General features: G+C 55.4%; 17 protein-coding genes. 8 read left to right on the top strand and 9 right to left on the bottom strand.

The genetic code is table 11. The features are described 5' to 3' along the window. Positions 1-319: 319 nt before the first annotated feature. Genes feoA through feoC form a run of 3 tightly spaced genes read left to right on the top strand, consistent with a single transcriptional unit; the run spans position 320 to position 3,132 of the window. Positions 320-547, top strand: a complete 228-nt coding sequence (feoA, locus tag OGW17_RS13225; protein WP_012135516.1) for a ferrous iron transporter A — start codon at positions 320-322, stop codon at positions 545-547. A gap of 18 nt (positions 548-565) precedes the next feature. After that, positions 566-2,884 (top strand): Fe(2+) transporter permease subunit FeoB, encoded by a 2,319-nt coding sequence (gene feoB, locus OGW17_RS13220; RefSeq protein WP_071259356.1) that lies wholly within the window; start codon positions 566-568, stop codon positions 2,882-2,884. Positions 2,885-2,895: 11 nt separating this feature from the next. Beyond that, on the top strand, positions 2,896-3,132 hold the full coding sequence (gene feoC / locus OGW17_RS13215) for a [Fe-S]-dependent transcriptional repressor FeoC (RefSeq protein ID WP_012135518.1): 237 nt from the start codon (positions 2,896-2,898) through the stop codon (positions 3,130-3,132). Positions 3,133-3,215: 83 nt separating this feature from the next. Here feoC and bioH read toward each other — a convergent pair whose 3' ends face one another. Continuing rightward, positions 3,216-3,986 (bottom strand): pimeloyl-ACP methyl ester esterase BioH, encoded by a 771-nt coding sequence (gene bioH / locus OGW17_RS13210; RefSeq protein WP_071259353.1) that lies wholly within the window; start codon positions 3,984-3,986, stop codon positions 3,216-3,218. A 37-nt stretch (positions 3,987-4,023) separates the two neighbouring features. Between bioH and gntX the strand changes: the two genes are divergently transcribed. From gntX to gntT, 3 genes are all read left to right on the top strand, one after another. Next, the gene (gene gntX, locus OGW17_RS13205) at positions 4,024-4,707 is read left to right on the top strand and encodes a DNA utilization protein GntX (RefSeq protein ID WP_024131016.1); all 684 of its coding nucleotides are present in this window, start codon (positions 4,024-4,026) and stop codon (positions 4,705-4,707) included. 58 nt (positions 4,708-4,765) lie between these two features. Continuing rightward, on the top strand, positions 4,766-5,341 hold the full coding sequence (gene nfuA / locus OGW17_RS13200; protein WP_012135521.1) for a Fe-S biogenesis protein NfuA: 576 nt from the start codon (positions 4,766-4,768) through the stop codon (positions 5,339-5,341). A 349-nt stretch (positions 5,342-5,690) separates the two neighbouring features. Next, a complete protein-coding gene (gene gntT, locus OGW17_RS13195; RefSeq protein WP_012135522.1) occupies positions 5,691-7,007 on the top strand; it encodes a gluconate transporter in 1,317 nt (438 codons plus the stop codon). A 131-nt stretch (positions 7,008-7,138) separates the two neighbouring features. Here gntT and malQ read toward each other — a convergent pair whose 3' ends face one another. Both malQ and malP read right to left on the bottom strand, forming a co-directional pair. Then, complete coding sequence (malQ, locus tag OGW17_RS13190) at positions 7,139-9,226, bottom strand: 4-alpha-glucanotransferase (protein ID WP_071259352.1); 2,088 nt, start codon at positions 9,224-9,226, stop codon at positions 7,139-7,141. Positions 9,227-9,235: 9 nt separating this feature from the next. Next, entirely contained in the window at positions 9,236-11,629 is a 2,394-nt protein-coding gene (gene malP / locus OGW17_RS13185) for a maltodextrin phosphorylase (protein ID WP_071259349.1), read from the bottom strand. Positions 11,630-12,246: 617 nt separating this feature from the next. On the opposite strand from malP, the gene malT reads away from it, so the two are divergent. Beyond that, positions 12,247-14,952, top strand: a complete 2,706-nt coding sequence (gene malT, locus OGW17_RS13180) for an HTH-type transcriptional regulator MalT (protein WP_012135526.1) — start codon at positions 12,247-12,249, stop codon at positions 14,950-14,952. Between the two features lie 47 nt (positions 14,953-14,999). Here the strand turns inward: malT and OGW17_RS13175 are convergent, their stop codons facing one another. The 3 genes from OGW17_RS13175 to glpE form a co-directional block, all read right to left on the bottom strand. After that, positions 15,000-15,758, bottom strand: a complete 759-nt coding sequence (locus OGW17_RS13175) for a DeoR/GlpR family transcriptional regulator (protein WP_012135527.1) — start codon at positions 15,756-15,758, stop codon at positions 15,000-15,002. A 115-nt stretch (positions 15,759-15,873) separates the two neighbouring features. After that, on the bottom strand, positions 15,874-16,704 hold the full coding sequence (gene glpG, locus OGW17_RS13170) for a rhomboid family intramembrane serine protease GlpG (protein WP_071259346.1): 831 nt from the start codon (positions 16,702-16,704) through the stop codon (positions 15,874-15,876). A gap of 75 nt (positions 16,705-16,779) precedes the next feature. Further along, positions 16,780-17,106: a thiosulfate sulfurtransferase GlpE gene (gene glpE, locus OGW17_RS13165; RefSeq protein WP_012135529.1), complete on the bottom strand. Its 327-nt coding sequence runs from the start codon at positions 17,104-17,106 to the stop codon at positions 16,780-16,782. 202 nt (positions 17,107-17,308) lie between these two features. Between glpE and glpD the strand changes: the two genes are divergently transcribed. Beyond that, positions 17,309-18,817: a glycerol-3-phosphate dehydrogenase gene (gene glpD / locus OGW17_RS13160; RefSeq protein WP_012135531.1), complete on the top strand. Its 1,509-nt coding sequence runs from the start codon at positions 17,309-17,311 to the stop codon at positions 18,815-18,817. A gap of 136 nt (positions 18,818-18,953) precedes the next feature. Here the strand turns inward: glpD and glgP are convergent, their stop codons facing one another. From glgP to glgC, 3 genes are read right to left on the bottom strand one after another with little or no spacing between them, the layout of a single operon-like run. Further along, positions 18,954-21,401, bottom strand: a complete 2,448-nt coding sequence (gene glgP / locus OGW17_RS13155; RefSeq protein ID WP_071259344.1) for a glycogen phosphorylase — start codon at positions 21,399-21,401, stop codon at positions 18,954-18,956. Between the two features lie 19 nt (positions 21,402-21,420). Further along, positions 21,421-22,854, bottom strand: coding sequence for a glycogen synthase GlgA (glgA, locus tag OGW17_RS13150; RefSeq protein WP_012135534.1), 1,434 nt, complete (start codon positions 22,852-22,854; stop codon positions 21,421-21,423). After that, positions 22,854-24,149, bottom strand: a complete 1,296-nt coding sequence (gene glgC, locus OGW17_RS13145; protein ID WP_024131017.1) for a glucose-1-phosphate adenylyltransferase — start codon at positions 24,147-24,149, stop codon at positions 22,854-22,856. Before glgC ends, glgA begins: the two co-directional genes overlap by 1 nt. Positions 24,150-24,164 lie beyond the last annotated feature (15 nt).

Below are 24,164 nucleotides of genomic sequence, written 5' to 3'. Positions count from 1 at the left end.
CCGCCTGTTGCCAGTACTGGTAATTATCAATTCATTAACAGATGAAACCTTAATTAAACATTAGCAACGCTGAATAATGTTTAAATCAACACGTTCTTTTTAAGACGAATAAATGTTGAGCCATGTCAAAACTGACTCAATTTATTATCCATTTCTACATTCCGTCACATTTTAATCATTGATGATAAAAACCATTCTCATTATCATTGTCTTGTTGATTATTTAATCTTTCTTTCGTTGGCTAATCATCTGGTCTTATGCCGCCTTCTGAGCGCGCATGAGGTATACGTCCAGTTAGCGAGAAACAAGTAGGCCCCCTATGCAATTCATTCCAGACACGGCGTGGAAAATTACCGGCTTTTCCCATGAAATCAGCCCGGCATATCGTCAGAAACTGCTTTCACTCGGCATGTTGCCAGGTTCTTCATTTAACGTAGTGCGCGTCGCCCCATTAGGCGATCCTATTCATATCGAAACTCGCCGCGTGAGCCTGGTATTACGTAAGAAAGATCTGGCGTTATTAGAAGTGGAAGCGGTTTCCTGTTAATTCGGTGAGTCTATAAAAATGAAAAAATTAACCATTGGTTTAATTGGTAATCCAAATTCCGGCAAGACAACATTATTTAACCAGCTCACCGGCGCGCGTCAGCGTGTGGGGAACTGGGCGGGTGTTACCGTTGAACGCAAAGAAGGTCAGTTCGCAACAACCGACCATCAGGTCACGCTGGTCGATTTACCCGGCACCTATTCACTGACCACCATTTCGTCACAAACCTCCCTCGATGAACAAATCGCCTGCCATTACATTCTGAGCGGCGACGCAGACCTGCTGATCAACGTGGTGGATGCCTCTAACCTTGAGCGCAACCTCTACCTGACGCTGCAACTGCTTGAGCTGGGCATTCCCTGCATTGTGGCGCTCAACATGCTCGACATCGCGGAGAAACAGCAGGTTCGCATTGATATCGACGCGCTGTCCGCACGCCTTGGTTGCCCGGTTGTGCCATTGGTTTCCACACGCGGCCGTGGGATTGAAGCCCTGAAACTGGCTATCGATCGCTATAAAGAAAACGAAAACGTTGAGCTGGTACATTATGCTCAGCCGTTGCTGCGCGAGGCCGAATCGCTGGCCGACGTCATGGCGGCGGATATGCCGGCGCAACAGCGCCGCTGGCTAGGCTTGCAGATGCTGGAAGGCGATATCTACAGCCGCGTTTACGCCGGTAATGCCTCGCAAAACCTTGAGGCGTCGCTCACTCGCCTGAGCAAAGAGATGGATGACCCGGCGCTGCACATCGCCGATGCGCGTTATCAGTGCATCGCCGCGATTTGCGACGTGGTCAGCAACACCCTGACGGCGGAACCCAGCCGTTTCACCGCAGCGGTAGATAAGGTCATCCTGAACCGTTTCCTCGGGTTGCCGATTTTCCTGTTCGTCATGTACCTGATGTTCCTGCTGGCCATTAACATTGGCGGCGCGCTGCAACCGCTGTTCGACGTGGGTTCCGTGGCGCTCTTTATTCACGGCATCCAGTGGATCGGCTACACGCTGCACTTCCCGGACTGGCTCACCATTTTCCTCGCGCAGGGGCTGGGCGGCGGTATCAATACCGTTCTGCCGCTGGTGCCGCAGATCGGCATGATGTACCTGTTCCTCTCTTTCCTGGAGGACTCCGGCTACATGGCGCGCGCGGCGTTCGTTATGGACCGTCTGATGCAGGCGCTGGGGTTGCCGGGTAAATCGTTCGTGCCGCTGATTGTCGGCTTTGGCTGTAACGTCCCGTCCGTGATGGGCGCCCGTACCCTGGACGCGCCGCGTGAACGTCTGATGACCATTATGATGGCGCCGTTTATGTCCTGCGGCGCACGTCTGGCGATTTTCGCCGTGTTTGCCGCCGCGTTCTTTGGGCAAAACGGCGCGCTGGCGGTTTTCTCGCTGTATGTGCTGGGTATCGTGATGGCGGTACTGACCGGCCTGATGCTTAAACACACGATTATGCGCGGCGAAGCCTCTCCGTTCGTGATGGAACTGCCGGTCTACCATGTGCCGCACATCAAAAGCCTGGTGATCCAGACCTGGCAACGCCTGAAAGGCTTTGTGCTGCGTGCCGGTAAGGTCATCATCATCGTCAGTATTTTCCTCAGCGCGTTTAACAGCTTCTCCCTGAGCGGAAAAATCGTCGATAACATCAACGACTCTGCGCTCGCGTCCATCAGCCGCGTGATTACGCCTGTCTTTAAACCGATTGGCGTTCATGAAGATAACTGGCAGGCGACCGTTGGCCTGTTCACCGGCGCAATGGCGAAAGAGGTGGTGGTAGGGACGCTGAACACCCTCTATACCGCTGAAAATATTCAGGAAGAAGAGTTTAATCCGGCTGACTTCCATCTCGGCGACGAGCTGCTGGGCGCGGTCGATGAAACCTGGCAAAGCCTGAAAGACACCTTCAGCCTTAGCGTACTGGCTAACCCAATCGAAGCCAGCAAAGGCGACGGTGAAATGGCGACCGGGGCGATGGGCGTGATGGACGCGAAGTTTGGCAGCGCCGCTGCCGCATACAGCTATCTGATTTTCGTTCTGCTGTATGTACCGTGCATCTCGGTGATGGGGGCTATCGCGCGTGAATCCAGCCGCGGCTGGATGAGCTTCTCGATTCTGTGGGGGCTGAATATCGCCTACTCGCTGTCTACCCTGTTCTATCAGGTTGCAAGCTTTAGCCAGCATCCGACCTATAGCCTGGTCTGCATTCTGGCGGTCATCCTGTTTAACATCGTGGTGCTGGGGCTGTTACGACGCGCCCGCAGCCGGGTGGATATCGAACTGCTGGCAACGCGTAAAACGGCCAGCGCCTGCTGCGCAAGCCCTGCCGGCAACTGTCACTAAGGTTGAGAACAATGGCGTCACTTATTCAGGTTCGTGATTTACTGGCTTTGCAGGGGCGTATGGAGGCAATGCAGATTAGCCGCACGCTGCATACGCCGCAGCCGATGATCGACGCGATGCTGAATCAGCTGGAGAATATGGGCAGGGCCGTGCGGATTCAGGAAGATCCCGACGGCTGCCTGTCCGGTAGCTGCAAAAGCTGCCCGGAAGGAAAAGCCTGTCTCCGGGAGTGGTGGACGTTGCGTTAACGTTCTGCCGGATGGCGAACGGTAGCTAACCTGTAGGCCGGATAAGGCGTTTACGCCGCTATCCGGCACTGCATAGACAATAATTATATCTTCTGCTTTAACGCCATCAACGCCTGACAAAATTCGCCGGGATGCGAAATAAACGGCGCATGGGCGGCCTTTGCAAACACCTGCGACTCACTCTCCGGCCATGCGGCATCCAGCATCGGCACGACTTTGCGCGGCACCAGACCATCCAGATAACCATACAGACGCAGGAACGGCATGGTCAGCGATTTAAGCGGCTCTCGCAGGTCGGCCGTTTTCAATATCTCCAGCCCACCGTTCAGTACCGCAACCTCCGGCATCGGCAACGCCAGCACGGCACTTTTCAGCGTGCGGGCATCCTGACGCGCGGTTTCGGTGCCTAACGTTTGCAGCGCCAGAAAACGTTCCACCGTACGCTGGAAATCTTCGCTGAGCTGCTGTTGAAATCCCGCCAGGATATCCGGCTTAATACCCGGCCACGCTTCGCGAGCGCTGAAATAGGGCGATGACGCGACAGTCACCAGCGCCTGAACGCGTTCAGGATGGGTTAACGCCACCTGGCTCGCCACCAGCCCTCCCAGACTCCAGCCAAGCCAGACGGCTTTATCAGGCGCCTGTTTCAGCACATGCTCCGCCATCTGCTCCAGCGACATCGCGCCAAAACCCTGGCTGCGGCCAAATCCGGGTAAATCGACAAGATGCAGCGTGAAATGCGCGCTGAGTTCCTCACGAATGCAATTCCACACTTCCGCATTCAGTCCCCATCCGTGCAGCAGCACAAGATGGCAATTTCCCTGACCTTCAGTCTGCCACCAGATGTCATTCATCAGTTACTGTTCTCTTTTGGCTAACAAGGATGAACATATGCTAACAGTACCGGGATTATGCTGGCTATGCCGAATGCCGCTGGCGTTGAGTCACTGGGGGATTTGTTCGGTTTGCACGAGAGCGGCGCGTCGCCGCGTCAGTCTGTGCCCGCAGTGTGGATTACCCGCTGCGCACGCCGCCATTCCCTGCGGGCGTTGTCTGCAAAAACCCCCGCCGTGGCAGCGTCTGGTGACGGTCAGCGACTACGTACCGCCGCTGAGTTTACTTATCCACCAGCTAAAATTCTCTCGCCGCAGCGACGTCGCCGCCGCCCTTTCACGCCTGCTGTTGCTGGAAGTTTTACACGCGCACCGCGCATCGACGCTTCCGCTACCGGATCGCTTAGTCAGCGTGCCGCTCTGGCAGCGCCGTCACTGGCGCAGGGGATTTAACCAAAGCGATCTGCTGTGTCGCCCCCTGGCGCGCTGGCTGGGCTGCGGCTGGGACAGCCGAAGCGTCACGCGCCTTCGCGCCACCGCCACTCAGCACCATCTCAGCGCCCGATTGCGCAAACATAACCTGAAAAATGCGTTTCGCCTTGAATTGCCGGTACAGGGACTCCATATGGTCATTGTGGATGATGTCGTCACTACCGGAAGTACCGTCGCGGAGATCGCGCAGCTGCTTTTGCGCAACGGCGCGGCGACTGTCCAGGTATGGTGCCTGTGTCGAACCTTGTAGAGCCTCGATGATGGGCGTATTATAACCAAGTAAAATAGTCAACTATTAGGCCATTACTATGATCCATATTTCCGATGCTGCACAAGCGCACTTTGCCAAACTGCTGGCAAATCAGGAAGAAGGGACACAAATCCGCGTATTTGTGATCAATCCCGGTACGCCTAACGCTGAATGCGGCGTTTCTTATTGTCCGCCGGACGCCGTGGAAGCAAGCGACACTGCCCTGAAATTTGACCTTCTGACCGCTTATGTTGATGAACTGAGCGCGCCGTATCTGGAAGATGCCGAGATCGATTTCGTCACCGATCAGCTGGGTTCTCAGCTGACGCTGAAAGCGCCAAACGCCAAAATGCGTAAGGTTGCTGATGATGCGCCGCTGATGGAACGTGTGGAGTACATGCTGCAATCGCAGATCAACCCGCAGCTTGCCGGTCACGGCGGTCGCGTCTCTCTGATGGAGATCACCGACGAAGGCTACGCCATTTTGCAGTTTGGCGGCGGCTGTAACGGTTGCTCGATGGTCGATGTGACCCTGAAAGAAGGGATCGAGAAGCAGCTGCTGAATGAATTCCCTGAGCTGAAAGGCGTTCGCGATCTGACCGAACACCAGCGCGGCGAGCACTCTTACTACTAAGATTCTGCCCGGTGGCGCGTCGCTTACCGGGCCTACAATGTATATCCCGTAGGCCGGATAAGGCGTTTACGCCGCCATCCGGCGTGATGATATCTTCCGCTTTTCCCCTCCGATAACATGACCTGCCTCTCATAATTTAAATTTTGCCTGCCAGGGTGATTCTCAATCGCTATATGTTACCCGTATCATTCATATGGGCACCAAACATCCCCATAACAGCCGACTAAACCAGATAGTGTTAAAGTCAATCAGTATTGGTGCCGTTACGCTTCTGTTCCCGGTTGGGACAAGCGGAATTTTTCGTCGACACACCGACGTTACCCATAACAAATGAAAGGCCAGGTAAATCATGCCATTAGTCATCGTCGCTATCGGTGTAATTTTGTTATTACTCCTGATGATCCGCTTCAAAATGAACGGTTTCATCGCTCTCGTCCTGGTGGCACTTGCTGTTGGATTGATGCAAGGAATGCCGCTGGATAAAGTCATTGGCTCTATTAAAGCTGGTGTTGGTGGTACTCTTGGTAGCCTCGCCCTGATTATGGGTTTCGGCGCCATGCTGGGCAAAATGCTGGCAGACTGCGGTGGCGCACAGCGCATCGCGACCACGCTGATTGCCAAATTTGGTAAAAAACACATCCAGTGGGCAGTGGTATTAACCGGTTTCACGGTAGGTTTCGCACTGTTCTATGAAGTGGGCTTCGTGCTGATGCTGCCGCTGGTATTCACCATCGCAGCGGCGGCCAGCATTCCTTTGCTGTATGTCGGCGTACCGATGGCGGCAGCGCTGTCCGTTACCCACGGCTTCCTGCCTCCGCACCCAGGCCCGACCGCCATCGCCACGATCTTCCACGCCGATATGGGTAAAACCCTGCTGTTCGGTACGATTCTGGCTATCCCGACCGTAATTCTCGCTGGCCCGGTATTTGCCCGCTTCCTGAAAGGCATCGATAAGCCGATCCCGGAAGGTCTGTACAGCGCAAAAAACTTTACTGAAGAAGAGATGCCTGGCTTTGGCGTCAGCGTCTGGACTTCTCTGGTGCCGGTTATTTTAATGGCCATGCGCGCCGTTGCAGAAATGGTGCTGCCAAAAGGTCATGCCTTCCTGCCGGTTGCTGAGTTCTTTGGCGACCCGGTAATGGCAACGCTGATTGCGGTACTGATTGCGATGTTCACGTTCGGTCTGAACCGTGGCCGCTCAATGGATCAGATTAACGACACGCTGGGTTCCTCAATCAAAATCATCGCGATGATGCTGCTGATCATCGGCGGCGGCGGCGCATTCAAGCAGGTACTGGTTGATAGCGGCGTAGACAAATACATCGCGTCCATGATGAACGAAACCAACGTTTCTCCGCTGTTCATGGCGTGGTCCATCGCTGCCGTACTGCGTATCGCGCTCGGTTCTGCCACCGTGGCCGCAATTACCGCGGGTGGTATCGTGGCGCCGCTGATTGCGACGACGGGCGTAAGCCCTGAGCTGATGGTTATCGCCGTCGGTTCCGGTAGCGTCATTTTCTCTCACGTAAACGATCCTGGCTTCTGGCTGTTCAAAGAGTATTTCAACCTGACCATCGGCGAAACCATCAAGTCCTGGTCAATGCTGGAAACCATTATCTCCGTCTGCGGCCTGATTGGGTGTCTGCTGCTGGGAATGGTGGTGTAACCGAGACGGCCTGTAGGCCGGATAAGGCAAAACCGCCATCCGGCAATGTGCGCCAGAATTGTCTGATGGCGCTGCGCTTATCAGGCCTACGTGTTGTCACCATAAAAAAGCCGGGAAATTCCCGGCTTTTTTTACTTCTTCTTCGCGGCCGCTTTTCGCCGTTTGTCCAAATCTTTAAGCAGTTTATTCACCTTGTCATCGGCAAACATCTTCTCAAGCGTCGTGGACAACTTGCGCCGCCAGTTCTTGTACTGGTCGCTGGTGCCTGGAATATTGACCGGCTCCGCCATGTCCAGCCAGTCTTCCGGCTGCAACCCCAGCAATGCGCTATGGCTGTCCGCGATGTAACGCTGCATTCCACGGTTGAGGATCGGCGTCATCGACATCAGCGACGCCTTATGCCCGGCACGTTTCGGCAGGCAACCGTATTTGTGCAGCGCGTCCAGCAGACCCTGCTTCGCCAGCTCACGATCCTGATACAGCCCACGCAATATCACTTCATCCGGGTAAAGCCCCAGCATTTTGCCGAGCGTCAGGTCGCCGCTGTCCCAGTAGCCGCGCAGCGTAGGAAGGTCATGCGTCGTCGCGACTGCCATTGATTGTTCCGGGTACGCTTTCGGCGCGCGGAAGTTCTTCTCATGATCATTCTCGAAATAGAGCACTTTATACGAGTAAACGCCGCTATCGCGCAGTTTACCCACGATTTCCACCGGCACCGTCCCCAGATCTTCGCCAATCACCATGCAGCGATGACGTTTACTTTCCAGCGCCAGAATAGAGAGCAGGGCGTCCACCGGGTAATGCACATACGCCCCGTGATCCGCCGTTTCACCGTAAGGAATCCACCACAGACGCAGCATCGACATAACATGATCGATACGCAAAGCGCCGCAGTTCTGCATATTGGCGCGCAGCAGTTCAATAAACGGCTCATAGGCGCGAGCGGCGATGATGTGCGGGTCCATCGGCGGCAGTCCCCAGTTCTGCCCCAGCGGGCCGAGGATATCCGGCGGCGCGCCCACCGACGCTTTCAGGCAATACAGCTCACGGTCGCACCAGGTTTCCGCCCCGCCCTCCGCAACCCCTACCGCCAGATCGCGATACAGGCCAATCGGCATATCATAACCCTGGCATACCGCCCAACAGGCGGCAAACTGGGTATACGCCAGCCACTGTAACCAGAGGTAAAAGTCCACCTCATCGCGGTGATCTTCACAGAACTGTTTCACTTCCGGCGAGTTCACTGACTGATACGCTTCCGGCCAGACCGGCCAGCCCCAGCGCAACTCATCTTCCTTCACCTGATGCGCGTGCAGCGCGTCAAATGCCGCCTGCCAGTACAGGCTGTCGCCTTCCTGGGCGACAAAGTGGCGAAACGCCGCCATCTGCTCGTCATCACGAAGCGCAAAACCTTTCCATGCCATCCACAGGGCGGTCATTTTCAGCGCGGTAACAGCAGAATAATCAACCCATTCGGCATCCCGTGCGCGCTGCAATGTCTGCTGCGTCGTCGGCATGTTCCACCAGGCCTGCGCCTCTTTGCTCAACCGGAAATCGTCAACGGCATTCACGTCGATATAAATGACATTCAGCCAACGGCGGGATGAGGGGCTGTACGGGCTGGCGCTCTCTGGGTTTGCCGGGTAGAGGGCGTGAATCGGGTTCAGGCCAATAAATGCGCCGCCGCGTTTCGCAACATCCGTCAGCATCGACTGGAGATCGCCAAAGTCGCCAATCCCCCAGTTTTTTTCCGAACGCAGGGTATAAAGCTGAACGCACGCTCCCCACAGCTTCTGTCCGGTCAGCAGCGCCTGCGGCTCATAGCAGCGTTTCGGCGCCACGATGATCCGGCAGTGCGTGCGCTGTTCGCCCTGAGTCAGGGTCAGCGTGTGATACCCCTCCGGCAGCTTTGCCGGAAGCGTAAAGGCTTTACCGCCGGTGGCGTGCCCCTTGTGCTGTACGCCCTCCTCGGTGGTCAGCAGCCAGCTAAAATCGCCGCTGCCTTCTACCGCCAGCGGCATCTTCTTGCCTGCGGTATACACCATCACATTCGGCACTGGCGTTACCGCCACCTTCGTGGCGGCGGTGGCACGGTGCATCGCATCAAGCAAACGCCGTTTGGTTTCGGCGCCAATCGACTGCGGTTTACCGTGGGCATTGATGTAATTGGGGCTGATCCCCGCCGCCAGCGCGGCATTATCCAGACGTTTGCGTTCCATGGCGCTTCCTTAGCGTTTTGCCTGCCAGATACGAGCCTGATAATCGCGGATGGAGCGATCCGAGCTGAACATCCCGCAACGCGCGGTGTTCAGGATCGTCGCCCGGGTCCAGGCATCCTGGTCGCGATACAGCACGTCCACCTGCTTTTGTGCCGCAACGTAGGCGGCAAAGTCCGCCATCACCAGGTACGGATCGCCCCCCTGTTTGCCAATGCTGTGCAGCATCTGATCAAAAGCGTGCTTGTCGCCGTTGCTGTATTTGCCGCTTTCCAGCTCCTTCAGCACCGCGTCCAGCACTTTGTCTTTCTTACGCCATTTCACCGGGTCGTAGCCCTTGGCCTTCAGCCGTTTCACCTCTTCCACGGTATGACCAAAGATAAAGATGTTCTCGTCCCCGACCTGTTCGGCGATCTCAACGTTCGCCCCATCCAGCGTACCGACCGTCAGCGCGCCGTTCAACGCCAGCTTCATATTGCCGGTGCCGGAGGCTTCTTTACCGGCAGTAGAGATCTGCTCAGAGACGTCCGCCGCCGGGATCAGCATTTCCGCCGCCGAAACGCAGTAGTCCGGCAGGAAGACCACTTTCAGCTTATCGCCGACTTTCGGGTCGTTGTTGATGGTTTCCGCCACCTTGTTAATGGCGAAGATGATGTTTTTCGCCAGATAGTAGCCCGGCGCCGCTTTTGCGCCAAACAGGAACACGCGCGGCACGCGGTCTGCTTTCGGATTTTCGCGGATCTCTTTGTACAGAGCCAGAATATGCAGCAGGTTCAGGTGCTGGCGCTTATATTCGTGCAGGCGCTTAATCTGGATATCGAAAATCGCCTGCGGGTTGATTTCAATCCCGGTGCGCATTTTCACAAATTCGGCCAGGCGGACTTTATTCGCCTGTTTAATCTCACGATACGTTTTGCGGAACGCCGCGTCGTCGGCGAATTTCTCCAGGTTGATCAGCTGATCGAGGTCGTTAGCCCACTCTTTCTTCAACGACTTATCCAGCAGCGCCGCAAGTGCCGGGTTGCACTGTTTGATCCAGCGACGCGGCGTAATGCCGTTGGTCACGTTGTGGAATTTGTTCGGCCACAGCTGGTGATATTCCGGGAACAGATCCTTCACCACCAGATCGGAGTGCAGCGCCGCAACGCCGTTGACCGCAAAGCCGCTGACCACGCACATATTGGCCATCCGCACCTGCTTGTCGTGCACTACCGCCAGCTTCGCCCACACCTGCTTATCGCCCGGCCAGGTTTTATCAACCTGTTTCTTAAAGCGGTCATTAATCTCTTTGATGATCTGCATATGGCGCGGCAGCAGCGCTTTCACCAGTTTCTCATCCCAGCACTCCAGCGCTTCCGGCATCAGCGTATGGTTGGTGTAGGCGAACGTTTTACTGGTGATGGCCCAGGCGTCGTCCCAGCTTAGCTGGTGCTCATCGAGCAGCACGCGCAGCAGTTCAGGGATAGCGATGGTCGGGTGAGTATCGTTGAGTTGAATGACCTCATACTCCGCCAGCTCATGCAGTTTGCGCCCCGCCAGGTGGTGACGACGCAGAATATCCGCTACCGAGCAGGCACACTGGAAATACTGCTGCATCAGGCGCAGCTTTTTGCCTGCGGTGTGGTTGTCGTTCGGATAGAGGACTTTCGTCAGTTTTTCCGCGTCGATCCCCTGCTGCTCCGCGCGCAGGAAATCGCCGTCGTTGAATTTGGTCAGGTTAAACGGATGCGCATGCGCGGCCTGCCACAAACGCAGCGGCTGTGCGACGCCGTTCCGGTAGCCAAGCACCGGCAAGTCCCACGCCTGCCCGGCGATCACAAAACCCGGTTCCCAACGCCCGTCCTTCGTCACTTTACCGCCAATACCGACCTGAACATCAAGCTGTTCATTGTGACGGAACCACGGGTAGCTACCGCGATGCCAGTCATCCGGCGCTTCCATCTGTTGCCCATCGACAAAAGACTGACGAAACAGCCCATACTGGTAGTTCAGGCCATAGCCCGTTGCGGACTGGCCTACCGTCGCCATAGAGTCCAGGAAACATGCCGCCAGACGCCCTAAACCACCGTTGCCCAGCGCAGGATCAACCTCTTCCTCCAGCAGGTCGGTCAGGTTGACGTCGTGCGTTTTCAGCACATCGCTCACCGCCTGATACCAGCCCAGATTCAACAGGTTGTTCCCGGTCAGGCGGCCAATCAGGAATTCCATCGAGATGTAGTTAACATGACGCTGGTTTTTAGCCGGTTTCGCCGCAGGTTGCGCGCTGAGCAATTCAGCCAGTGCGCCGCTAACGGCCTGCCACCACTGGCGAGATGTCATCTCATGAGCCGACAGTAAACCGAAACGCTGCCACTGACGCATCAGGGCAGCCTGAAAGTGATCTTTGTTGAAGGTAGGCTGTGACATAGAAATTCCGAATCCTCAGGTAATAAAACAACGTTATCGTTAGTTTGCCTGGCTCGATGTTGACCTTCCTCATCCCACCCGGGATTAGGCAGGGAGGAGTAGTGGGGATGAGCATAAAAGTGTGATCGCCGCCACTTAAAGGTAGTGGATTGCCGGTGAATACGTCGAATTACCGCACAGCATACCTGCGACTGCACGCCGTTTTACGCACGATGACACAAATAATTAAATCGCGGAGGTTTATTGAAAGTGAATATGTAAATGCGGAAATAGTTTCTAACCTGAAATATCAAACCCATTCAGTTATTTCCGTTCCTGAATAATTCCCTGAGTTCATTACTTCCTGACTTTCATTAAAAAGTACAGTAACCACACAGAGGAAACGGCATTATTTGGGGCAGGCAGGATCGGGCACCATCCCAGTCTCCACGCACACTCAGACCGTGCTAAACCGTTTCTTGCAATGGATATTTAGAATTGTGACAGAGTGCAAATTCAGACACACAAAAAACTTGCATAGCTTGCATTAAACCGGTTTCTGTCCGACCTTATATCTATTAATTACGAAGCGCAAAAAAAATCGCATTTCCCCATTTCCTCACAGTGAAGTGATTACTATGTTGATTCCGTCTAAATTAAGTCGTCCGGTTCGACTCGACCATACGGTGGTTCGTGAGCGCCTGTTGGCTAAACTTTCCGGCGCGAACAATTTCAGGCTGGCCCTGGTAACAAGCCCTGCGGGCTATGGGAAAACCACGCTTGTTTCACAGTGGGCAGCCGGGAAAAACGAGTTAGGCTGGTTCTCGCTGGATGAAGGCGACAACCAGCAGGAGCGATTCGCCAGTTATTTAATTGCCGCGCTTCAGCAGGCAACGGGCGGGCATTGCTCCACCAGTGAAGTCATGGTGCAAAAACGCCAGTACGTCAGCCTGACCTCCCTTTTCGCGCAACTCTTTATTGAGTTAGCTGAGTGGCATCGCCCGCTTTATCTGGTCATTGATGATTACCATCTGATCACAAACCCGGTGATCCACGACGCGATGCGCTTTTTCCTGCGCCATCAGCCCGAAAATCTCACGCTGGTCGTGCTGTCGCGTAATTTACCGCAGCTCGGCATCGCTAACTTGCGCGTTCGCGATCAGCTGCTGGAAATCGGCAGCCAGCAATTAGCCTTTAACCATCAGGAAGCAAAACAGTTCTTTGACCGCCGTCTGTCCTCGCCTATCGAAGCCGCCGAAAGCAGCCGGATGTGCGACGACGTCGCCGGTTGGGCAACCGCGCTACAGCTTATCGCCCTTTCCGCCCGCCAGAACAATAACTCCGCGCACCAGTCTGCGCGACGCCTGGCGGGAATCAACGCCAGCCATCTGTCCGATTACCTGGTCGATGAAGTGCTGGACAACGTGGACGTGAGTACCCGGCATTTTCTGCTGAAAAGCGCCATCCTGCGTTCGATGAACGATGCGCTGATCGTGCGCGTGACGGGCGAAGAGAACGGGCAGATGCGTCTGGAGGAGATTGAGCGTCAGGGGCTGTTCCTGCAACGCATGGACGATACGGGCGAATGGTTCAGCTATCACCCGCTTTTTGGCAGTTTCCTGCGTCAGCGTTGCCAGTGGGAACTGGCGACCGAGCTGCCGGATATCCACCGCGCTGCCGCCGAAAGCTGGATGGCGCAAGGTTTCCCCAGCGAAGCCATTCACCATGCCCTGGCGGCGGGCGATGCGCATATGCTGCGCGATATCCTGCTGAATCATGCGTGGGGGCTGTTTAATCACAGTGAGCTGGCGCTGCTGGAAGAGTCGTTAAAGGCCCTGCCGTGGGAAAGTTTGCTGGAAAACCCGCGGCTGGTTCTGTTGCAGGCATGGCTGATGCAAAGCCAGCACCGCTACAGCGAAGTGAATACCCTGCTGGCGCGCGCTGAGCAAGAAATTCAGGGCATGATGGACGGTACGCTGCATGCGGAATTCAACGCCCTGCGCGCTCAGGTCGCGATTAACGACGGCAACCCGGATGAAGCGGAACGGCTGGCAAAACTGGCGCTGGATGAGCTGCCGATCGCCTGGTTTTACAGCCGTATTGTCGCCACCTCCGTACACGGCGAAGTGCTGCACTGTAAAGGCGATCTCTCCCGCTCACTGTCGCTGATGCAGCAAACTGAGCAAATGTCGCGTCATCATGACGTCTGGCATTACGCCCTCTGGAGCCTGCTCCAACAAAGTGAAATTCTCTTCGCCCAGGGCTTTTTGCAGGCCGCCTGGGAAACCCAGGAGAAAGCGTTCCAGCTGATTAAAGAGCAACATCTCGAACAGTTGCCGATGCACGAGTTCCTGATGCGCATTCGCGCGCAGCTTCTGTGGGCATGGGCGCGTCTTGACGAAGCGGAAGCCTCCGCCCGCAGCGGTATTGATGTGCTTTCCGCATTCCAGCCGCAGCAGCAATTGCAGTGTCTGGCGCTGCTGGTGCAGTGCTCGCTGGCGCGCGGCGATCTGGATAATGCCCGCACGCAGTTGAACCGTCTGGAGAACCTGCTGGGCAACGGCCAGTATCACAGCGACTGGATTTCCAATGCCGATAAGGTTCGCGTGATTTACTGGCAGATGACGGGCGATAAGAAGTCCGCCGCCAACTGGCTGCGTCATACGCCGAAACCAGAATTTGCCAACAACCACTTCCTGCAAGGCCAGTGGCGTAATATCGCCAGGGCGCAGATCCTGCTGGGTGAGTTTGAATCCGCAGAGATTGTGCTGGAAGAGCTAAACGAGAACGCCCGTAGCCTGCGTTTAATGAGCGATCTTAACCGTAACCTGCTGTTGCTTAATCAACTGTACTGGCAGGCCGGACGTAAAAACGACGCCCAGCGGGTGTTGCTTGATGCGCTGCAACTGGCGAACCGTACCGGTTTCATCAGCCACTTTGTGATTGAAGGCGAAGCGATGGCGCAGCAACTGCGTCAGTTGATTCAGTTGAATACGCTGCCGGAGCTTGAACAACATCGCGCACAGCGCATCCTGCGGGAAATTAACCAGCACCATCGACATAAGTTCGCCCATTTTGACGAAGGCTTTGTGGAGCGGCTGTTAAATCACCCGGACGTACCGGAGCTGATCCGCACCAGCCCGCTAACGCAGCGTGAGTGGCAGGTTCTGGGGCTGATCTATTCCGGCTACAGCAACGAGCAAATCGCTGGCGAGCTGGCGGTTGCGGCCACGACCATCAAAACGCACATTCGCAATTTATATCAGAAGCTCGGCGTCGCGCATCGTCAGGACGCCGTACAACATGCGCAGAGGCTTTTGAAAATGATGGGGTACGGGGTGTGATGATTGCCCGGTGGCGCTTACGCTTACCGGGCCTACAATCACGATGATCAGCACAACTCTAACTGAATATGGTGGTCGGTAAGCACCTGCAATACCCCTGCTGGCGGCGTCATATCGGTATAGACGGCATCCACCAGGCTAATGCTGCCCATATTCACCATCGCATTACGACCAAACTTAGAGTGATCCACAACCAGCATCACATGGCGTGAATTTTCAATAATCGCGCGTTTCGTGCGTACTTCGTGATAATCAAATTCCAGCAGCGACCCATCGCTGTCGATACCGCTGATCCCCAGAATGCCAAAATCCAGGCGGAATTGAGAGATGAAATCGAGCGTCGCTTCGCCAATAATGCCGCCGTCACGGCTGCGAAGCTCACCGCCAGCGAGAATAATGCGAAAATCCTCTTTCACCATCAGCGTGTTCGCCACGTTGAGATTGTTGGTCACAATGCGCAGGTTACTGTGATCCAACAAGGCATGCGCCACCGCTTCCGGCGTCGTGCCGATATCGATAAACAGCGTTGAACCGTTGGGGATTTGCGTGGCGACTTTCCGCGCAATACGTTCCTTCTCCGCCGTTTGCGTCGCTTTACGATCGTGCCACGGCGTGTTTACCGAGCTGGAAGGCAACGCCGCGCCGCCGTGGTGGCGCAGGATCATATTCTGCTCCGCCAGGTCGTTGAGATCCCGACGGATGGTTTGTGGGCTGACGGAGAAATGTTCCACCAGTTCTTCAGTGCTGACGTATCCCTGCTTTTTTACCAGTTCGATGATAGCGTCATGACGTTGTGTCTGTTTCATTGTTATTCCCTGGAATTTTGCCGGATGGCGACGCCTGGCGTTTTATCCGGCCTACCGACCGTGCATTTTTAGTAGGCCGGATAAGGCGTTTCGCCGCCATCCGGCGCAACCCCAATCATGTTCGTTTTCGCGCATTCACCGTGTCAGCAAATGCCATCGCCAGCCCCACGGCCAGCCCGGCGATGTGCGCACCGTTCGCCATCGACATGCCAAACACATCAAACCACCCGGCAACAATCCAGATCAACGCAAAAGCAATAAGCCCACGCTGTAGATATATGCCGCTTTGCGGATCGCGTTCACCACGTAGCCAGGCGTAGCCCATCAGCGCGTAAACCACGCCGGAAAGCCCACCAAACCACGGGCCGCTGAACTTCTGCTGTACATAACCGCTCAGCAATGCGCTGATGACGGTAATAACGATCAGTTTTCCGCTGCCCAGACGTTTTTCCACCGCCCCGCCGATATACCACCACCACAACAGGTTGAAGAGGATATGCATTAACGAGAAGTGCATAAACGCATGGGTGAAATAGCGCCAGAACTCAAATTTCAGTGACGGATCAAACGGCCACGCCAGCCACACCATGACGCTCTGCGCGCCGACGATGCTCATCACAACGAACACCAGGATACAGGCGATCATAATAAGCCAGGTGACCGGGCCCGCCCTCTCGCGCAATGTGGCGATAAACGGGAAACGGCGATAGTGCAGCCCACTGCCGGTATGACCGGACTGCCAGCTTGCCGCCAGATAACGCGGATCGGCGGGATTTTCCAGAAAGCGCGCCAGCTCCGCCCGCACGCACTCGGCCTGAGATTCGTCCGCCAGCCAGACATCGCTTTGATGATGTTGTTGAATCGTCAGGATAACGCCCTGCGTCGCCATGTAATCAACAAATGCCTGCGCCACGCGGGGGTTAGCAAAAGAGGTAATCATCAACATTGTTGCTGTCGCTTAGTCCACACAAAAGAGGACAGTATATAGGCCCTTCCGGCTTCAGGCTGCATCTTTGTGGGCTTATGCGCCAAATGCCACCTCTGAGGGGAAATGGCGGTGCCAGGCATCAAACCCGCCATCAATACTGTAAACCGCGTCATAACCCTGTTGTAGCAGGTACTGTGCCGCGCCTTTGCTGCTATTGCCGTGATAGCACATCACCATCACCACGGTATCGAAATCATGGTCGCGCATAAACGCGCCCAGCGTATCGTTGGTCAGATGGAACGCCTGCGGCGTGTGGCCCATCGCATAGCTTTGCGGATCGCGGATATCCACCAGCACCGCCGTTCCCTGGTGCAGCTTCTGGTGAGCTTCTTCGACATTAATACATTCAAACTGATCCATGAGTCTCTCTTTCTTTTATATGCAGGCTTTATATGCAGATGGCTATTTTACCGTTCAGTGTACGTCGCCGGGGTAAGTAAACGCCATAATGTTATATGTATCACTCTAAAATGTTTTTTCGATGTTACCACCAGCTCGTTTTTTTGCTATTATGCTCGATAACGAACATTTTTGAGCTTTAACGAAAGTGCAAGAGGGTAGCATGGAAACCAAAGATCTGATTGTGATAGGCGGGGGCATTAACGGTGCGGGTATCGCGGCAGACGCCGCCGGACGTGGTTTATCCGTGCTCATGCTGGAAGCGCAGGATTTGGCCTGTGCAACCTCTTCCGCCAGCTCTAAATTAATTCACGGTGGCTTGCGCTACCTTGAACACTACGAATTCCGCCTGGTCAGCGAAGCGCTGGCCGAACGTGAAGTGCTGCTGAAAATGGCGCCGCACATCGCCTTCCCGATGCGCTTCCGACTGCCTCACCGCCCGCACCTGCGCCCGGCATGGATGATCCGAATTGGTTTGTTTATGTACGATCATCTGGGCAAACGCACCAGTCTGCCCGGTTCAACCGGTTTGCGTTTTGGCGCAGATTCGGTGCTGAAACCGGAGATCGTGCGCGGTTTCGAATATTCTGACTGCTGGGTAGACGATGCACGTCTGGTTCTGGCAAACGCCCAAATGGTGGTGCGTAAAGGCGGGGAAGTGTTAACCCGTACCCGAGCGACCTCTGCCCGTCGTGAAAACGGTCTGTGGATCGTAGAAGCGGAAGATATCGATACCGGTAAAAAGCACACCTGGCAGGCGCGTGGTCTGGTCAACGCCACGGGGCCGTGGGTAAAACAGTTCTTCGACGACGGTATGCACCTGCCTTCACCCTACGGCATTCGTCTGATCAAAGGCAGCCACATTGTGGTGCCGCGCGTGCATACGCAGAAACAGGCTTATATCCTGCAAAACGAAGATAAGCGTATCGTATTTGTGATTCCGTGGATGGATGAGTTCTCAATCATCGGCACCACTGACGTGGAGTACAAAGGCGATCCGAAGGCAGTGAAAATTGATGAAAGCGAAATCAATTACCTGTTGAAGGTCTATAACGCGCACTTCAAGAAACAACTGGGCCGCGACGATATCGTCTGGACCTACTCCGGCGTGCGTCCGCTGTGCGATGACGAGTCCGATTCTCCGCAGGCGATCACCCGTGACTACACGCTGGATATCCACGATGAAAACGGCAAAGCGCCGCTGCTGTCGGTATTCGGCGGTAAGCTGACCACTTATCGTAAGCTGGCCGAACACGCAATGGAAAAACTGTCGTCCTATTACCAGGGCATTGGCCCGGCCTGGACTAAAGAGTGCGTGCTTCCTGGCGGGGATATCGGCGGCGATCGTGAAGATTACGCGGCCAAACTGCGCCGCCGCTATCCGTTCCTGACGGAGTCGCTGGCGCGTCATTATTCCCGCACCTACGGCAGCAATACCGAGTGGATACTCGGCGAAGCCACCTCCGTTGCCGAGTTAGGTGAAGATTTCGGTCACGAACTTTACGAAGCGGAGTTGAAGTATCTGGTGGATCACGAATGGGTACGTCGTGCGGACGACGCGTTGTGGCGCCGCACCAAAGAAGGGATGTGGCTCAACGCCGAGCAGCAGTCCCGCGTGAGCCAGTGGCTGGCGGAATATATTGGCAAACGTCAGTTGTCGCTGGCGTCGTAATGACAATGCCGGATGGCGGCTACGCCTTATCCGGCCTACAAAACAGTCCACAGGCCCGGTAAGCGTCAGCGCCACCGGGCCTTTTGCCGGATGGCCACTAACGTCTTATCCGGCCTACAGGTAGTCCTGTCCCTTGTTACAACCTTACCGAATCAATGTGCCAGATATTTTCGGCATACTCCTTGATCGTCCTGTCGGAGGAGAAATACCCCATATTGGCGATATTGAGCATCGCTTTCGCGGTCCACTCTTCGGGATGACGATACAATTCATCCACCTTATCCTGGCAATCAACATAGCTACGATAATCCGCCAGCACCTGATAGTGGTCGCCAAAGTTAATCAACGAATCCACCAGATCACGGTAGCGCCCCGGCTCTTCCGGGCTGAACACGCCGCTGCCGATCTGCGTCAGCACCTGGTGCAGCTCCGCATCTTTTTCGTAATACTCGCGCGGTTTATAGCCCTGCTTGCGCAGTTCTTCCACCTCTTCCGCCGTATTGCCAAAGATAAAGATATTCTCCGCCCCCACATGCTCCAGCATCTCGACGTTTGCGCCGTCCAGCGTACCGATGGTCAGCGCGCCGTTGAGCGCAAACTTCATATTACTGGTGCCGGACGCCTCCGTACCCGCCAGCGAAATCTGCTCAGACAGGTCGGCGGCAGGAATAATGACCTGCGCCAGGCTCACGCTGTAGTTCGGGATAAACACCACTTTCAGCTTATCGCCAATCTGCGGATCGTTGTTGATCACCTTAGCAACGTCATTGATCAGGTGAATAATGTGCTTCGCCATGTAATAGGCCGAAGCCGCCTTACCGGCAAAGATATTCACGCGCGGCACCCATTCCGCCTCAGGATCTTCCTTGATGCGGTTATAACGCGTAATCACATGCAGCACATTCATCAACTGACGTTTGTACTCGTGAATACGTTTAATCTGCACATCAAACAACGCCTTCGGATTGACCACCACGTTCAATTGCTGAGCGATGAGTATTGCCAGCCGTTTTTTGTTTTCCAGCTTCGCCTGGCGCACCGCGTGATTCACCAGCGGGAAATCGCAATGCTGCTGTAGTTCGCTTAGCTGGCTGAGATCCGTACGCCAGGTGCGCCCGATATTTTCGTCCAGCACCTCAGAAAGCGACGGGTTCGCCAGCGCCAGCCAGCGGCGCGGCGTCACGCCGTTGGTCACGTTGCAGAAGCGGGTCGGGAAGATACTCGCAAAATCAGCAAACAGCGACTGCACCATCAGGTTAGAGTGCAGCTCCGATACGCCATTCACTTTATGGCTCACCACCACCGCCAGCCACGCCATACGGACGCGGCGACCGTTGGACTCATCGATAATCGACGCCCGCCCCAGCAGAGCGGTATCGTTGGGATACTGCTCCTGCAACGTTTTCAGGAAATAGTCGTTAATCTCAAAGATGATCTGCAAATGACGCGGCAGGATTTTACCCAGCATATCCACCGGCCAGGTTTCCAGCGCTTCGCTCATCAGCGTGTGGTTGGTGTAGGAGAAGACCTGGCAGCACACCTCAAACGCATCGTCCCAGTTGAATTTGTGCTCATCAATCAACAAGCGCATCAGTTCCGGGATCGACAGCACCGGGTGGGTATCATTGAGGTGAATGGCGATTTTATCCGCCAGGTTGTCATAGGTTTTATGCAGCTGGTAGTGGCGGCTCAGAATGTCCTGTACCGTTGAGGAAACCAGGAAGTACTCCTGACGCAGGCGCAGCTCGCGTCCCGAATAGGTGGAGTCATCCGGGTAAAGCACGCGGGATACGTTTTCAGAGTGATTTTTGTCCTCTACCGCCGCGAAGTAGTCGCCCTGGTTAAATTTACCAAGGTTGATTTCGCTACTGGCCTGAGCGCTCCACAGGCGCAGCGTGTTGGTGGCGTCGGTATCATAACCCGGGATAATCTGGTCATAGGCCACCGCCAGAATCTCTTCGGTTTCAATCCAGCGGGCTTTCTTGCCTTCCTGCTGAATTCGCCCGCCGAAACGCACCTTGTAGCGCGTATTATGGCGTTTGAACTCCCACGGATTGCCGTATTCCAGCCAGTAGTCCGGGGACTCTTTCTGCCGCCCCTCGACAATGTTCTGCTTGAACATGCCGTAGTCGTAGCGAATTCCATAGCCGCGCCCCGGCAGGCCCAGGGTCGCCAGCGAATCAAGGAAGCACGCCGCCAGACGGCCAAGACCGCCGTTGCCAAGACCGGGGTCGTTCTCTTCATCAATCAGTTCTTCGAGATCCAGCCCCATCGCTTCCAGCGCCCCTTTAACATCGTCGTAAATACCCAACGATAACAAGGCATTGGAGAGGGTTCGGCCAATCAAAAATTCCATCGACAGGTAATAGACCTGACGGGTTTCCTGCGACAGTTGAGCACGGTTAGAACGCAGCCAGCGTTCCACGAGGCGATCGCGCACCGCGAACAGCGTGGCGTTCAGCCATTCATGTTTATTGGCAATGACCGGATCTTTACCAATCGTGAACATCAGTTTGTAGGCAATAGAATGCTTAAGCGCTTCTACGCTAAGAGTGGGCGATGCATAAGTAAATGGAGCATTCATATAGGTGATTCCTGGATAACTATTTCAAGCGATAGTAAAGCTCGCGGTAAGACTTCGCCGCGACTTGCCAGCTAAAATCCATGGCCATAGCCTGCCGTTGCACAAACCGCCAGAGCGAAGGTCGGGACCACAACACGAAAGCACGCCGGATCGCCCGTAACAGAGACCAGGCATTACTATCTTCAAATACAAACCCACTGGCGATGCCGTCCGCCAGGTTTTCCAGCGAACTGTCCGACACCGTATCAGCAAGCCCACCGGTACGCCGCACCAGCGGCAGCGTGCCGTACTTCAGTCCGTATAACTGCGTTAAGCCGCACGGCTCAAAGCGGCTGGGCACCAGAATGACATCCGCCCCGCCCATGATGCGGTGAGAGAAGGCTTCGTGATAGCCGATCTGCACGCCCACCTGGCCTGGGTGTTCCGCCGCCGCCGCTAAAAATCCTTCCTGCAATACCGGATCGCCCGCGCCCAGCAGCGCCAGTTGCCCGCCCTGCTCCAGCAATCCCGGCAACGCCTCCAGCACCAGATCCAGCCCTTTCTGGCTGGTCAGACGGCTGACCACGGCGAACAGCGGCGCTTTGTCATCCACTTTCAGCCCCATCGCAATCTGTAGCTGGCGCTTGTTCTCCGCTTTCTCCTCCAGCGAATCACGCGTATAGCGCGCCGCCAGCAGCAGATCCGTTTCAGGGCTCCAGATTTTCTCATCCACGCCATTCAGCACGCCGGACAGACGCCCTTCCTGATGACGCTGACGCAGCAGGCCTTCCATCCCGTACGCGAACTGCGGCTCGGTAATTTCACGCGCATAGGTCGGGCTCACCGCCGTAATATGGTCGGCGTAATACAACCCCGCCTTCAGGAATGAAATCTGCCCGTTAAACTCCAGACCATGCATGTTATAGAACGACCATGGCAGTTGGATGTCATCCATGTGATGTGCATAAAACATGCCTTGATAGGCCAGGTTGTGTACGGTAAACACCGATTTCGCCGGACGCCCGCGCGCAGCCAGATACGCAGGTGCCAGGCCTGCATGCCAGTCGTGCGCATGCACCACATCCGGGCGCCAGAATGGATCAAGCCCGCAGGCCATTTCACATCCCACCCATCCCAACAGCGCAAACCGCAGGACGTTATCGGTATAGGCGAATAAATTCGTATCGTGATAAGGGCTTCCCGGACGGTCATACAGATGCGGCGCATCAATCAGGTAGATTCCCACGCCGTTATAATGCCCGAACAGGAGCGTAATTCTTCCCGCAAAGGTATCGCGCCGGGTCACTACCTGCGCATCCGGGATGCCCCGACGAATATCAGGAAATGCAGGAAGCAGCACACGAGCATCCACACCATCCGCAATCTGTGCCGCAGGCAACGCGCCAATCACATCCGCCAGACCACCTGTTTTTAGCAGGGGGAACATCTCTGAACATACATGTAAAACCTGCATTATCGCTCCTGTTTGACCTGCAATTTGCGCAGCATTTCACGCGTGACCAGCACAATGCCTTCCTCTGAGCGGTAGAAACGACGGGCATCTTCTTCCGCGTTTTCGCCAATCACCATACCTTCCGGGATTACGCAGGCGCGATCGATGATGCAACGACGCAAGCGGCATGAGCGTCCAACCCAGACCTCTGGCAGCAGGACTGCCGAATCGATGTTACAGAATGAGTTCACCCTCACGCGCGGGAACAGGACGGACTGCACCACCACCGAACCGGATATAATGCACCCGCCGGAGACCAGCGAGTTGAGCGTCATGCCGTGGCTGCCGGAGCGATCCTGAACAAATTTCGCAGGCGGCAGAGACTCCATGTGCGTGCGGATCGGCCAGTCTTGATCATACATGTCGAGTTCCGGCGTCACCGAGGCCAGGTCGAGGTTGGCTTTCCAGTAGGCTTCCAGCGTGCCCACATCGCGCCAGTAAGGTTCAGATTCGGGATCGGACTGCACGCAGGACAGCGGGAATGGATGCGCATACGCCATACCGGCTTTGGTGATTTTTGGGATGATATCTTTACCGAAATCGTGGCTGGAGGTGTCGTCTTTGTCGTCCTCCTCCAGCAACTCATACAGATAATCGGCGTTGAAAATGTAGATCCCCATGCTGGCGAGAGATTTCGTCGCGTCACCAGGCATGGCTGGCGGATTCGCCGGTTTTTCAACAAACTCGATGATCTTGTCGCTCTCGTCCACCGCCATCACGCCAAACGCGGTGGCCTCTTCAATCGGCACCGGCATACACGCCACGGTGCAGCGCGCTCCTTTTTCGAAGTGGTCGATCAGCATGCGCGAGTAGTCCTGCTTGTAGATATGATCGCCCGCGAGGATCACCACATATTCCGCTTTATAGCGACGAATGATGTCCAGGTTCTGGGTCACGGCATCTGCCGTTCCACGATACCAGTTTTCGCCCTGCATCCTTTGCTGGGCGGGAAGCAGGTCGACGAATTCGTTCATCTCTTCGCTGAAGAATGACCAGCCGCGCTGAATATGCTGTACCAGAGTATGAGACTGGTATTGCGTGATCACGCCAATACGGCGGATCCCGGAGTTAATACAGTTGGATAAGGCAAAATCGATGATGCGGAACTTACCGCCAAAGTGCACGGCAGGTTTGGCACGTTTGTTGGTTAAATCTTTCAGGCGTGTACCACGGCCACCGGCCAGGATCAGGGCAACAGATTTTAATGGCAGCTGGCGCGCCAACATTACACGATCGTTCTTCTCTAAACTCACCATGACTAACTCCTTTTT

Source organism: Citrobacter sp. CK181, assembly GCF_030333595.1.
Classification (GTDB): domain Bacteria; phylum Pseudomonadota; class Gammaproteobacteria; order Enterobacterales; family Enterobacteriaceae; genus Citrobacter_B; species Citrobacter_B koseri.
Note: the sequence above shows the minus strand (reverse complement) of the source record. Positions and strands in the feature narration are given on the sequence as shown.